Annotated in this window: 13 protein-coding genes; 8 read left to right on the top strand and 5 right to left on the bottom strand. The window is 70.7% G+C overall.

Going from position 1 to position 14,359, the window contains the following annotated elements; genetic code table 11:
• Nucleotides 1-85: 85 nt before the first annotated feature.
• On the top strand, nucleotides 86-1,708 hold the full coding sequence (locus M2157_RS27510; RefSeq protein ID WP_280858186.1) for a penicillin-binding transpeptidase domain-containing protein: 1,623 nt from the start codon (nucleotides 86-88) through the stop codon (nucleotides 1,706-1,708).
• 96 nt (nucleotides 1,709-1,804) lie between these two features.
• A complete protein-coding gene (locus M2157_RS27505) occupies nucleotides 1,805-3,478 on the top strand; it encodes a penicillin-binding transpeptidase domain-containing protein (RefSeq protein WP_280858187.1) in 1,674 nt (557 codons plus the stop codon).
• 10 nt (nucleotides 3,479-3,488) lie between these two features.
• Here M2157_RS27505 and M2157_RS27500 read toward each other — a convergent pair whose 3' ends face one another.
• On the bottom strand, nucleotides 3,489-3,836 hold the full coding sequence (locus M2157_RS27500) for an SsgA family sporulation/cell division regulator (protein ID WP_280858188.1): 348 nt from the start codon (nucleotides 3,834-3,836) through the stop codon (nucleotides 3,489-3,491).
• A gap of 168 nt (nucleotides 3,837-4,004) precedes the next feature.
• Here M2157_RS27500 and M2157_RS27495 point away from each other — a divergent pair, with 168 nt between their 5' ends.
• From M2157_RS27495 to M2157_RS27470, 6 genes are all read left to right on the top strand, one after another.
• Nucleotides 4,005-5,045, top strand: a complete 1,041-nt coding sequence (locus M2157_RS27495; RefSeq protein ID WP_280858189.1) for an energy-coupling factor ABC transporter permease — start codon at nucleotides 4,005-4,007, stop codon at nucleotides 5,043-5,045.
• A gap of 1 nt (nucleotide 5,046) precedes the next feature.
• On the top strand, nucleotides 5,047-5,808 hold the full coding sequence (gene cbiQ / locus M2157_RS27490) for a cobalt ECF transporter T component CbiQ (RefSeq protein ID WP_280866449.1): 762 nt from the start codon (nucleotides 5,047-5,049) through the stop codon (nucleotides 5,806-5,808).
• Nucleotides 5,796-6,557, top strand: coding sequence for an ABC transporter ATP-binding protein (locus M2157_RS27485; protein WP_280858191.1), 762 nt, complete (start codon nucleotides 5,796-5,798; stop codon nucleotides 6,555-6,557). The genes cbiQ and M2157_RS27485 overlap by 13 nt, the downstream gene beginning before the upstream one ends.
• Nucleotides 6,554-7,015, top strand: a complete 462-nt coding sequence (locus M2157_RS27480; protein WP_280858192.1) for a MarR family transcriptional regulator — start codon at nucleotides 6,554-6,556, stop codon at nucleotides 7,013-7,015. The genes M2157_RS27485 and M2157_RS27480 overlap by 4 nt, the downstream gene beginning before the upstream one ends.
• Nucleotides 7,016-7,122: 107 nt before the next feature.
• The gene (locus M2157_RS27475; RefSeq protein ID WP_280858193.1) at nucleotides 7,123-7,569 is read left to right on the top strand and encodes an organic hydroperoxide resistance protein; all 447 of its coding nucleotides are present in this window, start codon (nucleotides 7,123-7,125) and stop codon (nucleotides 7,567-7,569) included.
• 35 nt (nucleotides 7,570-7,604) lie between these two features.
• Nucleotides 7,605-8,765, top strand: a complete 1,161-nt coding sequence (locus M2157_RS27470; RefSeq protein WP_280866448.1) for a serine hydrolase domain-containing protein — start codon at nucleotides 7,605-7,607, stop codon at nucleotides 8,763-8,765.
• Between the two features lie 3 nt (nucleotides 8,766-8,768).
• On the opposite strand, the gene M2157_RS27465 is transcribed toward M2157_RS27470, so the two are convergent.
• From M2157_RS27465 to M2157_RS27450, 4 genes are all read right to left on the bottom strand, one after another.
• Nucleotides 8,769-9,044, bottom strand: a complete 276-nt coding sequence (locus tag M2157_RS27465; protein ID WP_062044205.1) for a DUF1876 domain-containing protein — start codon at nucleotides 9,042-9,044, stop codon at nucleotides 8,769-8,771.
• Between the two features lie 126 nt (nucleotides 9,045-9,170).
• Nucleotides 9,171-11,906, bottom strand: a complete 2,736-nt coding sequence (locus M2157_RS27460) for a phosphoesterase (protein ID WP_280866447.1) — start codon at nucleotides 11,904-11,906, stop codon at nucleotides 9,171-9,173.
• Between the two features lie 4 nt (nucleotides 11,907-11,910).
• Entirely contained in the window at nucleotides 11,911-13,260 is a 1,350-nt protein-coding gene (locus M2157_RS27455; RefSeq protein ID WP_280858196.1) for an ABC transporter permease, read from the bottom strand.
• Nucleotides 13,257-14,201, bottom strand: a complete 945-nt coding sequence (locus M2157_RS27450) for an ABC transporter ATP-binding protein (RefSeq protein ID WP_280866446.1) — start codon at nucleotides 14,199-14,201, stop codon at nucleotides 13,257-13,259. Before M2157_RS27450 ends, M2157_RS27455 begins: the two co-directional genes overlap by 4 nt.
• Between the last annotated feature and the right edge of the window lie 158 nt (nucleotides 14,202-14,359).

Genomic DNA, 14,359 nt, shown 5'->3' with positions numbered 1-14,359 from the left:
GGAATCAGGAAACTCTTACCCCGCCTGTCACACCTCCCGCTTAGAGTTCCCACAACAACGGGGTAATCGGGGAGGGGGCCAGACCATGGCCAAGGGGGTGAAGGTCGCTGTCGTCAGCACGGTGTTCGCCGTGATGGTCGGCGGGGCCGGGTACGGGGCGTACAACTTCGTGTCGGCGATGAGCGACGACGGGAGCGGCGGGGTCGGGGACGCCAAGCGGAGCGGGCCGCCCACCGAGGACGAGATCACCGAGACGTCGAAGGACTTCTTCGCCGCCTGGGAGAAGGGCGACGCGGCGAGCGCGGCCGCCTTCACGAACAACAACGCGGCGGCCGAGGTGCTGCTGGCCGCCTACGGCGCGGACGCGCACATCGGCGCTGTGCGGATCACGCCCGGCAAGGCGACCGGCGCCACCGTGCCGTACAGCGTGAAGGCGACCGTCTCCTACGACGGGAAGTCGAAGCCGCTGGCGTACCGGAGCAAGCTGACCGTCGTACGGGGGGTGACCACCGGGAAGGCGCTGGTGGACTGGCAGCCCTCCCTGGTCTATCCGAAGCTCCAGCGGGACGACCGGCTGGTCACCGGCGAGTCCGCGAACCCGGCCATCGAGGCGGTGGCCCGCGACGGCAGCGTGCTGACCAAGGAGAAGTACCCCTCGCTGGGCCCGGTCCTGGACGCCCTGCGCGAGAAGTACGGGACCGAGGCCGGCGGCACCCCCGGCATCGAGCTGGTCATCAAGCACCCGGACCAGACCCCCGACACCTCGCTGCTGACCCTCGCCGAGGGCAAGGCGGGCAAGCTGGAGACCACGATCAGCGCGAGCGCGCAGGCGGCCGCCGAGAAGGCCGTGAAGCTGTACGGGCAGTCGTCGGTCGTCGCCGTCAAGCCGAGCACCGGTGAGGTGCTGGCCGTGGCCAACAACCGCACGGACGCCTTCAACGCGGCCTTCGAGGGCACCAAGGCCCCCGGCTCCACCATGAAGATCATCACCGCCGCGATGCTCATCGACAACGGCGTGACCTCGATGAACGGCCCGGCGCCCTGCCCGCCCGACGCCGTGTGGCAGGGACAGACCTTCAAGAACCTCACCGGCATGCAGCCCAACGAGGGCGCCTCGCTGGCCAACAGCTTCATGCGGTCCTGCAACACCGCCTTCATCAAGCTGATCGACGAGAAGCCGCTCACCGACGAGTCGCTGACGCTGGAGGCCCAGAACCGGTTCGGGATCGGCGAGGACTGGAAGACCGGCATCGTCTCCTTCGACGGGAAGGTGCCCGCCGTCAGCGGTCCGGACCGCGCGGCGAACGCGATCGGCCAGGGCCAGGTCCAGATGAACCCGCTGAACATGGCCTCGGTGACGGCCACCGCGATCACCGGCGCCTTCCGCCAGCCCTACCTGGTCTCGCCGAAGCTCGACGACCGCGAGCTGGCCACCGCGAAGGGGCTGCCGTACAACACCGCCTCCCAGCTGAAGCAGATGATGCGGCTCACCGCGACCCAGGGCACGGGGGCCAAGGCGATGGCGGGGCTCGGCGGCGACATCGGCGCGAAGACCGGTTCCGCGGAGGTCGACGGGCAGCAGGTGTCCAACAGCTGGTTCACCGGTTTCCGCAACGACATGGCCGCGGCGGCGATGACCGAGGAGGGCGGCCACGGCGGCGACGCGGCGGGCCCGATTGTCGCAGCTGTGCTACGAGCGGCAGGCTGACGTCACCCGTGCGGGACAGGGACTCTAGGCTGTGGCCGTCGTTGGGATGGATGAGGGCAACGGGGACCCTGGGAACTGGCGGAGGAAACGGAAGCCGTGGGTAGCAGAAGGCGCGTCGCCGAGCGACGGAAGACCAAGCCCGCCGTGATCGGCGGGATGATCGCCGTGGTCGTCGCCGGCGCCGGCCTCGGCGTCTACGCGCTCTACGGTGCCGGGGCCGCGGCCGACGACCGGACGCAGAACACGTCCGCGTCCTCCGCGGACCAGAAGCCGAAGGTCAAGACCGGACCGCTGTCGGCGACCGAGGTCACCACCACCGCGACCACCTTCCTGACCTCCTGGCAGCAGGGCAAGGTGAGCACGGCCGCCGCCGCGACGAGCGACAGCGCGGCCGCCACCACCCTCCTCACCGGCTACACCAAGGACGCCCACATCACCGGCGTCACCCTCACCCCGGGCACCCGCACCGGCGACAAGGTGCCCTTCTCCGTGAAGGCGACGGTGACGTACAAGGGCACCAGCAAGCCGCTGACGTACGGCAGTTCGCTGACCGTCGTCCGCGACACCGCCACCGGCAAGCCCCGGGTCGACTGGACCGCCTCGGTCGTCCACCCCGATCTGAAGGACGGCGACACCCTGGTCACCGGCGAGTCCGGGACCCCGCCGATCAAGGCGGTCGACCGGGACGGCGGTGAGATCACCGAGGCCAAGTACCCGTCGCTCGGCACGGTGCTGGACGGCCTGCGCGAGAAGTACGGCAAGAAGGCCGGCGGCAAGGCGGGCATCGAGCTGCGGGTGATCCGCGGGAAGGGCTCCAAGTCCTCCGACAAGACGCTGGTGGAGCTCAGCAAGGGCACGCCGGGCACCGTGAGGACGACCCTGAACCCGACGCTCCAGGCGGCGGCCGAGGCGCAGGTCGCCAAGCGGGCGCGGTCCTCCGTGGTCGTGCTGCGGCCGTCGACCGGCGAGATCCTCGCGGTGGCGAACGCGAGCCACGGCTTCAACACCGCCTTCCAGGGTTCCCTCGCCCCGGGCTCCACGATGAAGGTCATCACCTCCTCGCTGCTGATCGACAAGGACCTCGCGTCGGCGGACAAGCCGCACCCGTGCCCGAAGTACTTCACGTACGGCGGCTGGAAGTTCCAGAACGACGACAAGTTCGAGATCAAGGGCGGCACCTTCAAGGCGAGCTTCGCCCGCTCCTGCAACACCGCCTTCATCAGCCAGGCGGGCAAGCTGGACAACGACAGCCTGACCCAGCAGGCCCAGCAGGTCTTCGGCCTGTCCATGAACAACTGGGCGATCGGCGTACCGTCCTTCGACGGCTCGGTGCCGGTGCAGAGCGCGGCCCAGAAGGCGGCCTCGCTCATCGGCCAGGGCGGGGTCCGGATGAACCCGCTGAACATGGCGTCCGTCTCCGCCACCGTCGAGTCGGGCACCTTCAAGCAGCCCTACCTGGTCTCCCCCTCGGTCGACAACCGCACGCTGGCCACCGCCTCGCGGACGATGTCCTCGGGCACGCTGTCGCAGCTGCGTGAGCTGATGGCGTACACGGCGGGCTACGGCACGGCGGCCGAGGCGATGTCCGGGGTCTACGGCAACGTCGGCGCGAAGACCGGCTCCGCGGAGGTCGACGGCCAGAAGAAGCCGAACGGCTGGTTCACCGCGTACCGGGGCGACCTCGCGGCCGCGGGCGTCGTCCAGGCGGGCGGGCACGGCGGTGACACGGCGGGGCCGATCGTGGCGGCCCTGCTGAAGATGGGCGGCTGACCCCGCACCGCTAATTCCGCACGGCTGCCGTGGCCGTGTACGTCCGCCGCAGGAACCTGAGCAGTGCCTTCTGCTCGAACTGCACCACCGACACCCCTTGCGGGGAGTGGAACTCCACCACGGCCTGCACCCGGCCGCACGGCCACACCCGCACCTCACCGCTGCCGACCGGCGCCCTGAGCCCCTGTTCCAGCAGCGCCCGCGAGAAGGTCCACTCGTGCGTGCCCGGCAGGCCGATCCGTACCGAGCGCGGGTCGGTCTCCGGGTCGTAGCGCAGGACCACCGGAATCGCCTCGTCCTCCGCGATGTCCACGTCCGAAACGATGTGGGCTCGTGCGTACTGTTCGACTACAGACATCGTGACGGGCCTCTCACGCTGTGTAACCTGTGTGGAAGCTGTGCGTCCGCTCCCCTCCCAGCGTCGCACATTTCCCGTGTTCCGCCCCCTGGACCGAAAGCCTGCGAGTTGCTGTTCGCGGCTAGGCCCTCTTGCAAAGGGTTCGCAACAAGCCACTATCATCGAACGGTGCATGTGCCTGACGGATTCATAGACGCCCCCATCTCGGCAGCGACCGGAGTCGTCGCCGCGGCCGCCGTCGCGGTGAGCCTGCGCGGCGCCCGCCGCGAGCTGGACGAACGCACCGCGCCCCTGGCCGGCCTCGTGGCGGCGTTCATCTTCGCCGTGCAGATGCTGAACTTCCCCGTCGCCGCGGGGACCAGCGGACATCTGCTCGGCGGGGCACTGGCCGCGATCCTCGTGGGCCCCTACACCGGGGTCCTGTGCGTCTCGGTCGTCCTGCTCATGCAGGGCATCCTCTTCGCGGACGGCGGCCTCACCGCGCTCGGCGTGAACATCACCGACATGGCCGTCGTCACGACGGTCGTGGCGTACGCCGTCTTCCGCGGGCTGGTGAAGGTGCTCCCCAGGAAGCGCGGCTCCATCACCGCCGCCTCCTTCGTGGCCGCCGTACTCTCCGTGCCCGCCGCGGCCGTCGCCTTCACCCTGATCTACGCCGTCGGCGGCACCACCGACGTCTCCATCGCCAAGGTCGCCACCGCGATGATCGGCGTCCACGTCCTCATCGGCATCGGCGAGGCGGTCATCACCGCGCTGACCGTCGGCGCCGTCATCGCCGTACGCCCCGACCTGGTGTACGGCGCCCGCGGCCTCCAGCAGAAGCTGAAGCTGCGGGTGGACGGCCAACTCGTCGACGTGCCCGCCGAACCCGCCCCGGTCACCGCCCGGTCGCACCGCAAGGTGTGGATCACCGGCCTGGTCACCTCCCTGGTGCTCGCCGGCTTCGTCAGCTTCTACGCGTCCGCCGACCCGGACGGGCTGGAGAAGGTCGCCGCCGACAAGGGCATCGACGCCAAGACCGAGAAGCACGCCACGGCGGACTCGCCGCTCGCCGACTACGGCGTGAAGGACGTCGAGGACGCCCGCCTGTCCGGGGGGCTGGCGGGCGTGATCGGCGTCGGCGTCACCGTCGTCGCGGGCAGCACGGTGTTCTGGGCGGTGCGCAGGCGCCGTACCGCCGACACCACCCCCGTCGGCACGGGCGTCTGACATGGGCGCCGGACACGCGCACAGGCTCTACCGGCACGGACACTCGCCGGTGCACGCCCTGCCGCCGCACACCAAACTCGCGGCGGCCTTCGGCTTCGTGGTGGTCGTCGTCTCGACCCCGCGGGAGGCGATGTGGGCGTTCGGCCTGTACGCCGTCCTCCTGGGCGTCGTCGCGTACGCCGCGCGCGTGCCGGCCGGCTTCCTGCTGAAGCGGCTCCTGATCGAGGTGCCGTTCGTGGCGTTCGCCGTGCTGATGCCGTTCGTCGCGGAGGGCGAGCGGGTCGAGGTGCTCGGGGTCTCGCTCAGCGTGAGCGGCCTGTGGGGCGCCTGGAACGTGCTCGCCAAGGGCACGCTGGGGGTCGCCGCGTCGGTGCTGCTGGCGTCCACCACCGAACTGCGCTCGGTGCTGCTCGGACTGCAACAGCTCGGACTCCCGCCGCTGCTGGTCCAGATCGCGTCCTTCATGATCCGCTACGGCGATGTCATCACCGACGAGATGCGGCGGATGCGGATCGCGCGGGAGTCGCGGGGGTTCGAGGCGAGCGGCGTCAAGCACTGGGGCGTCCTCGCGAAGTCGGCCGGCGCGCTGTTCATCCGCTCCTACGAGCGCGGCGAGCGCGTGCACCTGGCCATGGTCAGCCGGGGGTACGCCGGTTCCATGCCGGTCATCGACGAGGTGACCGCGTCCCGGGCGCAGTGGTCGTACGCCCTCGCGCTCCCCGTCGCCGCCCTTGTCGTCTGCGTGTTGGGATGGGCCCTGTGAGCACTGCTTCCCTGGAGGTCTCCGGCCTCGCCTTCGCCTACCCGGACGGGCATCAGGCCCTGTTCGGCGTGGACTTCTCCCTCGCGCGCGGCGAGCGGGTCGCGCTGCTCGGCCCGAACGGCGCCGGCAAGACGACCCTGGTGCTGCACCTCAACGGCATCCTGAGCGGCGGGGTGGGCACGGTGAAGGTCGCCGGGCTGCCCGTGGACAAGAAGCACATGGCCGAGATCCGGCGCAAGGTCGGCATCGTCTTCCAGGACCCCGACGACCAGCTCTTCATGCCGACCGTGCGCGAGGACGTGGCGTTCGGACCGGCGGCGGCCGGGCTCAGGGGGCCCGAACTGGAGGAGCGCGTGGACCGGGCGCTGACCAGGGTCGGCATGGCGGAGTTCAAGGACCGGCCCCCGCACCACCTCTCCTTCGGCCAGCGGCGCCGGGTGGCGGTGGCCACCGTGCTGGCGATGGAGCCGGAGATCCTCGTCCTCGACGAGCCCTCCTCCAACCTCGACCCGGCCTCCCGCCGCGAACTCGCCGACATCCTGCGCTCGCTGGACGTGACGGTCCTGATGGTGACGCACGACCTGCCGTACGCGCTGGAGCTGTGCCCGCGCTCGCTGATCCTGAGCGAGGGCACCATCGCCGCGGACGGGAAGACCGCCGAACTCCTCGCCGACGACGAGCTGATGCGGGCCCACCGGCTGGAGTTGCCCTTCGGATTCGATCCGCGGTCCGTGACAATGGGCGCGTGACGAACGAAGAGGACGCCGGTTCACTGCTGCTCGACGACCAGTTGTGCTTCGCGCTGTACGCCGCCCAGCGCGCGGTGACCGCCGCGTACCGGCCGCTCCTCGACGAGCTCGGGCTCACCTACCCGCAGTACCTCGTGCTGTTGGTGCTGTGGGAACGCGGGGAGACGAGCGTGAAGGAGCTCGCGACCGCCCTGTGCCTCGACTACGGCACGGTCTCGCCGTTGCTCAAGCGGCTGGAGAGCGCGGGGTTCGTACGCCGGGAGCGCGCGGCGAACGACGAGCGCTCGGTACTGGTGGCGTGCACGGCGCGAGCGGAGGAACTCAGGGAGCGCGCGGCAGCCGTCCCCGGCGCCCTCCTCTCCGCGACCGGGCTCGACACCACGGAGGCCGCGAGACTGCGCGAGGACTTGTGGGGGCTCGCGAAAAGAGCGCAGGAAGCTTCCGAGCGCCCCCGCTGACCTTCTGTTACCCGAGGTTGCTACCCCCTGGTAGACCGGAGCCGACCTACCGGCCGGTACCTTGTGCACGATGTACTTGCGCGCACTTCTCCGGGGGGAGATCAGCCATGCCTGAGGAAACCGCCGTCGACACCCGGCCGACGAAGATCATGTATGTCGCCGAGGCCACGGCACACGGCGGCCGGGACGGCTATGTCACCAGCCTGGACGGCCAGATCGAGCTGAAGGTCGCGATGCCGCCGGCGCTCGGCGGGGACGGCAACGGCACCAATCCGGAGCAGTTGTTCGCCGCCGGGTACAGCGCCTGCTTCCACAACGCGCTGATCCTCGTCGGCAACCGCGAGGGCTACGACCTGACCGGGTCCACGGTCGCCGCGAAGGTCGGCATCGGCCCCAACAAGCACCGCGGCTACGGCCTCGCGGTCGCCCTGAGCGTCTCGCTGCCGATCCTCGACGCGGGCCTCGCGGCGAAGCTGGTGGACGCGGCCCACGAGGTGTGCCCGTACTCGAACGCGACCCGCGGGAACATCGACGTGACGATTCTGCTTGGCTGAGGGGGGCACCGAGCGGCAGCAAGGGGAGTACGGGCGTGGACGTGAACGGCACAGTCGCCGAGGGCTTCGAGCCGGTCAGGGATGTGTTCGCGCGGAACTTCGAGGCGCTCGGTGACCGGGGCGCGGCGGTCGCCGTGTACCGGGACGGGCGCAAGGTGGTCGACCTGTGGGCCGGCACCAGGGACATCGACGGCACCGAGCCCTGGCGGCACGGCACCGCGCAGGTCGTGCGCTCGGCGACCAAGGGCGTCGCCGCCGCCGTACCCCTGCTGCTGCACCAGCGTGGGGAGCTGGACCTGGACGCGCCGGTGGCCGAGTACTGGCCCGGATTCAAGGCGCGCGGCAAGGAGCGGGTGCTGGTCCGGCACGTGCTGAACCACCGGGCCGGGCTGCCGGTGATCGACCGGCCGCTCACCCCCGAGGAGGCCCTGGACCCGCTGAAGGGCCCCGAGGCGGTCGCCGCGCAGGCACCCGCCTGGGAGCCCGGCACGGACCACGGGTATCACGCGCTGACGTACGGCTGGCTGCTGGACGAACTGGTGCGCAGGGTGACCGGGCTCGGGGCCGGTGAGTGGATCGCGCGGGAGATCGCCGGGCCGCTGGGGGCCGAGTTCTGGCTCGGGCTGCCGCAGGCGGAGGAAGCCGCCGGGCGGACGGGACGGGTCGGACGGATCGAAGGCCCCGAGCCCACCGGCGGCCTGCGCGCCCGTCCCAAGCGGTCCGTCACCGAGGCCTACGACGATCCCGGCTCCCTCACCCGCCGCGCCTTCGCCGCGATCACCCCCTTCCCCGACCAGAACGCACCGGAGTACCGGGCGAGCGCCCTGCCCGCCACCAACGGGATCGCGACGGCCGACGGGCTGGCGCGCGTCTACGCGGCGATGGTCGGTGAGGTCGACGGGGTGCGGCTCTTCGATCCGGCCACGGTCGAACTCGCCCGCACCGAGGAGTCGGCGGGCCCGGACCGGGTGCTCGTCGTGAACACCCGTTTCGGACTGGGCTACATGCTGCACGGCAGCGCGTCGCCGTTCCTCGGGGCGGGCTCCTTCGGGCACCCGGGGCGCGGTGGCTCCCTCGGGTTCGCCGACCCGGAGACGGGCATCGCCTTCGGCTATGTCACCAACGGGTTCCGCAAGACGGTCACGGCGGATCCGAGGGCTCAGGCTCTGGTCAGGGCGGTGCGGGCGGCTCTGTGAGGGCTACACGTTGATCGTGTGGGACGTCCGCCCGGACGCCTCGTCGATCTCGTCGTGCGCCTTGGTCAGCAACTGCATCGCGAGTTCGTTGAGCGCCCGCGCCCCCGCGACCTCCTCGCCGACCCTCGGCTGATTCGTGTCGCTGCGGTGGCGGCTGGCGTGTCCGCGCGCCCGTACCTCGCTCCCGTCGGGCAGGCGCACCAGCGCGACCGCTTCCGTGTGCCGTTCGTCCTCCCGGAACTCCAGCTCGACGTGCCATCCGACTGCGGTGTGCGTCATGGGGATCACCTCCGGAGACCTCTGCTTCCAGAGTGCTCCTCCCCGGGCCCCGACGCACGGGACCCGGTCCCCTGGCGGCGGTCCGGATCCCGGCCGGGGCGGGTGCGCCCCGGCCGGACCGGGCTGTCAGCCGTCGGACTCCGCCGACGGCAGGTACGCGCCGGGTACGTCGCTCGGCGCGTAGACCTTGCTGTCGCCGGGGTACGGCTTGGTCCAGGCGTGCGTCTGGTACCAGGTGTAACGGTTCATCTGCTCGGCGTTGGCGTAGTCCGGCACGGCGTGCGCGCCGGTCAGCCGCTGGTGCGAGGCCCAGGTCTTCCACTGCGCCGCGAGCCCCTGCTCGGCCTGCGGCACCGCGGCGGACGTCGGAGCGGGGGCCGCGTCGGTGTCCTGGGCGGCCGGGGTGTCCGCGCCGCAGGAGGGCGTGGGACTCACCCCGAGGGTCAGCGAGGTGCGGTTGGGGACCGCCGTGAACGGTGTGGTGTCCGCCTTCCCCGTGAACGCCCCGAACATCGGTGTGGCCGCGCTGTCCTTCTGGTTCATCGGGTGGATCCCGAGGATCTGCTCGACGGTGCGGATCATCGTGATCTGCGAGTAGTAGTGGTTGTCGACGGTGGCGTGCTGGGCGTAGGGGCTGATGATCTGGACCGGCGCCCGGTGGCCGTCGACGTGGTCGAGGCCGTTCTGGGAGTCGTCCTCGACGACGAAGATCGCCGAGTCCTTCCAGTACTTGCTGTGGGAGATCTTGTCGACCATCCGGCCGACCGCGAGGTCGTTGTCGGCGACCTCGGCGGACGCGTTCGCCGGTCCTCCGGTGTGGTCGTTGGAGAACCAGAACATGTTCAGGTTCGCCGGGCCGTTCTTCTCGAAGTCCTGCTGCCAGATCTGTTCCTTGTAGATGTCCGGGACGTCGAGGTCGAACATCGGGAAGCCCTGCACCGACACCTTGTTGAGCGAGGGGATCGCCGAGCCGGTCTGGATGGGGTACTGGGTCTGCGCCCCGGTCGCGGCCATGTTCTTGCTGTCGCAGTACAGGTTCTGCCAGGTCGCGCCGGACGGCTTGGACTCGGTCGACTGGAACTCGCCGAAGTCCTTGACCGACTTCCCGGCCGCCTGCGCTCCGGTCCAGATGAAGCCGGACTTCTGGTGGCCGAGGACGTCGTTCTCGGTGTCGTAACTGCGCGTGTACTCACCGGCGGAGGACTCGGTGTACTCCGGGTTGTCCGACTGCATCAGCCAGTTGTGGCCCTCGGCGGAGTTGGTGCCGATGTCGTAGAAGTTGTCGTAGAGGCCGAACTGCTGGGCCAGGGCGTGCTGGTTGGGCGTCACGTTCGCGCCGAAGGTCGTCAGGGCCGGGTCGCCGTCGCCCTGCGGGAGGTCGCCGTAGACCTGGTCGTAGGTGCGGTTCTCCTTGACGAGCAGGAAGACGTGCTTGATCGTCGAGGGGTCGCCGAGCCGTGCCGGGACCGGGACGGGCTTGGCGTGGCTGTCGCCCTTCGCCGTCGTGACCGAGCCGGGCGTCCAGCCGTTCTGCTGGAAGACCTTGGCCGTCTGGGATCGAATGACGAGGTCGCTCGGCAGCGTGAACCGGGTGAGGCTGGACGTGGTGTCGTGGGTGCCGTGGCCGGAGGCGGTGGTGGGGCGGCGGGCGTCTATGCCACGGGTGTTGGAGACGACGACCTCCTTGCCGACCGTGGTGATCTCGGCGGGGAAGTAGTCGGTGGGCAGCAGGCCGACGTAACTGGCGGGCTCCTGCGCGGACTTGTACCGGTAGACGGCGACCGCGTTGGCGCGCCCCAGCGTCACCAGCAGGTGCCCGTCGTCGGTGAGGGTGACCGCGTCGGGCTCGTAGCCGACCTTCGCCTCGGGCCACGGCTGCGTGGCGATGGTCTGGACGACCTTGTCCTTGCGGGTGTCGATGACCGACACGCTGTTGTCGGCGGTGTTGGTGACGAACACCGTGCCCTTCTTCGCGTACACGGCGGTCGGGTGCAGACCTACGTCGATGGTCCGGACGGCCTTGTCCGCGCGGGTGTCGATGACGCTGACCGTGCCGGTGGTCGAGGCCCCGGTGTCGGGGTCGGCGGGCACCTGGGTGCCGTACGAGTTCATGGTGGTCTCGCCGGCCCTGGCCGGACGTCCGCCCTCGTTGCTGACGTACAGCTTGCCGTCGACCAGGGCGAGGCCGCGCGGGGCGTTGCCGACGGCCCAGCTCTGCGTGACGGTCCCGGTGGTGGCGTCGAGGGCGACGACCCGGTTCTGGCCGTTGACCGCGGAGTACACGGTGGAGCCGTCCGCCGAGAACACCGCGGCGCCCACGAGCGCGTGCTGGGTGCCGACGGCCGGGATGGGGACGGCCGTCGGATCGGCCAGGGTGCCGTCCGCGTTCACGGTGAACCTGGTGTAGCCGTCGGCCTGTCCGAGCCACAGCTGCTTGCCGTCGGGCGAGTAGGCGGGGCCCTCCTGGCCGACCGCGGCGCTGCTGATGCGCAGGTCGTCCGCGGCGTTGGCGCCGATCTTCTGCTTCACCTGCCCGGTCGCGAGGTCCATGATGACCAGTGCCGCGTCGCCGTCGGTGACCGCGGCCGCGAGGTGGGTGCCGTCCGGGCTGACCGTGGACGACATGATCTTGCCGTCGTTGATGACGGTCCGGCTGCCGTACGGCTTGAGGTACTGGTCGCTGGAGATGACCTCGCCCTTGGCGGTGTTCTGTGCGACCTGCTCGGTGCCGAACTGGTAGGTGGAGGCGACCGCGGTGCCGGTGACACCGAGGGCGACGGCGATACCGGCCGTCACCAGCGTGGTCCGGCGGCTGAGGCGTCTGACCTTCTCGCTGCTCCGGCGCCGGCGTGTTACCTGCATGGGACTATCCCTTCGAGGTGGTGTCCAGCAGCTCGACGTTGCCGTCGAACTGCCACAACGGGTTCGGTGCGTCCCCGGTGGAGGTCCGCACCAGGAAGTAGCCGTTCACTTCCTTCGGTCCGTCGCCGTCGGCGACGAACCGCCCGTCCGATCCGACGTCCAGCTGATAGACAGCCGTCCCCGCCACCGGGACGCCGGGCAGGTGCCAGGTCACGACACACCGCCAGTCATTGCCCGCCCCCTGTTGAGCGGCCTGGCCGTCGCTCTTGGTGCACGCCGCCGAGGCCCTGATCCGGTCCTCGGTGACGGCGGGGCGGTGGAGTTGTTCGGTCTGCAGGCGGTAGAGGTGGGCGAAGGCCGTGGCGAGGGAGCGCTGGACCTTGACCTGGGTGATGCCCGTCGAGTCGGTCGCGACGGCGATCCCCCCGACGGTGAGAGCCATCAGCGCGGCCAGGGGCAGCACACCCACGGTGAACGCGCGGCGCCCGCCGCCGTCGTAGGCGAGGTTGGTGAAGTCCCGCCGGAGGAACAGCAGATGGGCCAGTACGGTCGCGAGCACGGCCCACGCCAGGCTGACGGCGACGCCGATCAGGAGCGGGGAGAGCTGGGCCGGGGCGGTGAACAGGCCGTTCCAGGAGATGAAGGCGTAGCCGGGCAGGGCCAGGCGTACGGCGACGGGCAGCGGCAGCATCTGGGCGACCTGCATGCCGAGCGCGACCAGCGGGGGCAGCAGCAGCCCCATCGGGGAACGTCCGAGGGCCACCGACCCGAGCAGTCCGATCGCGGCGAGGGCCAGGGTCGGGGCGAGGGCGGCGACCCAGGCGAGCAGGACCCTCCCGGCGGCATCGGAGGGGGACAACAGGTGGCCGTCGAGGCCGACGAGCGGCTGGTTGCCGACGGAGGCGAGCCCACCCACGGCGCTGGAGCAGGCCAGCCCGGTCACGAGCAGCAGGATGACGGTGAGACTGGCCAGCACCTTCGCCAGGAAGATCCGCCGCGGTGAGCGGACCGCCACCAGCAGGTGCCGCCAGGTGCCGAGCCGGTCCTCGGCGGCGAACACGTCACCGGCGACCACCGAGGTCAGCAGCGGAAGCGCCCAGGTACCCGCGAAACCGAGCATCACCAGCGGTCCGGCCCAGCCGGTGGCGTGCATCCAGCGGCCGAAGAGGGTGTCGGAGGGCAGCGTGCTCTGCTCGCTCACCCCGGCGACGAAGAGCCCCGGCAGGATCCAGCAGACGAGGACGAGGAGGCGGATCCGCCACTGCGAGACGAGCTTGACGAGTTCGAAGCGGTAGCTCCGCGGGACCGAGACGGGCCGCACGGGGGTGGGGGACGCGGTGATGGTGGTGGTCATCTGCTGATCTCCTGGTCCTCGGTCAGGGCCAGGAACGCGGCCTCCAAGGGCGAGACGACGGGTGCGAGTTCGCGCACCGCGACACCCGACGTCACGAGCCGCGCCACCAGTGCGTCGAGAGCGGGCACCAGCGCGCGTACGACGAGCACGTCGGCGTCCCGTGTCTGCCGTCCGGTGTCGTCGGCGATCCGGATGCCGTCCGTGGCGTCGGCCAGCCGCCGCGCGGCCTCCGGGTCGGACGTCCTTACCCGGTAGTCGAGTTCACGGCTCTCGGCGGCCAGTTTGCCGAGCGGGCCCGAGAACACGACCCGCCCGGTGGCGAGGATGGTCACCTCGGAGCACAGCGCCTCCAGGTCGTCCATGCGGTGGCTGGAGAGCACGACACTCGTGCCGTCCGCGGCGAGCCGGTTCAGGACGCCGTGCACATGGCGTTTACCGGCCGGGTCCAGGCCGTTGGACGGCTCGTCGAGGACCAGCAGCCGTGGCCGGGTCAGCAGTGCGGCGGCGAGCCCGAGCCGCTGACGCATGCCGAGGGAGAAGCCGCGGGTCCTGTCGTCGGCGACGTCGGCGAGCCCGACCTGCTCGAGCACGTCGTCGATGTCGGCCGTATGCCCCTCCCGGCCGCGGAGTTCGGCGAGCGCGGCGAGGTTCTGCCGGGCGGTGAGCGAGGGGTAGAGACCGGGCCCGTCGACGAATCCGGCGACTCCGTCGGGAGCGGCGAAGGCCCGCCCGACCGGCACGCCCAGGATCTCCAGTTGCCCGCCGTCGGCGACGGCGAGGCCCAGCAGGAGCCCGAGCAGTGTCGTCTTGCCGGCGCCGTTCGGCCCGACCAGGCCGTGGATCTGTCCCCGCGTCACATCCAGGTCGACGCCGTCGAGTGCCACGACGTCACCGAAGCATTTGGTGATCCCTCGCGCCCGGACTGCGTGGAGTGCGTCCATGAGTCCCTTGCGTCCCTTCTTTCGCGGTCCGCTGGGACCTTAGGGACGACACACGACCCGGGCGCAGACGTCCGCCTGAACGCCCAGGGAACGGACCGTCAAGGCATCGGCAAGTAGCGCAAACGAATAGCCGACGTTGGGCCGGACTTGGGCAGCGC

The sequence above is a fragment of the Streptomyces sp. SAI-127 genome (genome assembly GCF_029894425.1).
Classification (GTDB): domain Bacteria; phylum Actinomycetota; class Actinomycetes; order Streptomycetales; family Streptomycetaceae; genus Streptomyces.
The sequence above is the reverse complement of the archived record's forward strand: the minus strand, read 5'-3'. Positions and strand labels throughout refer to the sequence as shown.

Excerpts from the sequence above, each read along its gene's own strand:
- M2157_RS27510 (WP_280858186.1), top strand. The coding sequence starts at position 86 with ATGGCCAAGGGGGTGAAGGTCGCTGTCGTCAGCACGGTGTTCGCCGTG.
- M2157_RS27500 (WP_280858188.1), bottom strand. The coding sequence starts at position 3,836 with ATGTCTGTAGTCGAACAGTACGCACGAGCCCACATCGTTTCGGACGTG.
- cbiQ (WP_280866449.1), top strand. The coding sequence starts at position 5,047 with ATGGGCGCCGGACACGCGCACAGGCTCTACCGGCACGGACACTCGCCG.
- M2157_RS27485 (WP_280858191.1), top strand. The coding sequence starts at position 5,796 with ATGGGCCCTGTGAGCACTGCTTCCCTGGAGGTCTCCGGCCTCGCCTTC.
- M2157_RS27475 (WP_280858193.1), top strand. The coding sequence starts at position 7,123 with ATGCCTGAGGAAACCGCCGTCGACACCCGGCCGACGAAGATCATGTAT.
- M2157_RS27465 (WP_062044205.1), bottom strand. The coding sequence starts at position 9,044 with ATGACGCACACCGCAGTCGGATGGCACGTCGAGCTGGAGTTCCGGGAG.
- M2157_RS27460 (WP_280866447.1), bottom strand. The coding sequence starts at position 11,906 with ATGCAGGTAACACGCCGGCGCCGGAGCAGCGAGAAGGTCAGACGCCTC.
- M2157_RS27455 (WP_280858196.1), bottom strand. The coding sequence starts at position 13,260 with ATGACCACCACCATCACCGCGTCCCCCACCCCCGTGCGGCCCGTCTCG.
- M2157_RS27450 (WP_280866446.1), bottom strand. The coding sequence starts at position 14,201 with ATGGACGCACTCCACGCAGTCCGGGCGCGAGGGATCACCAAATGCTTC.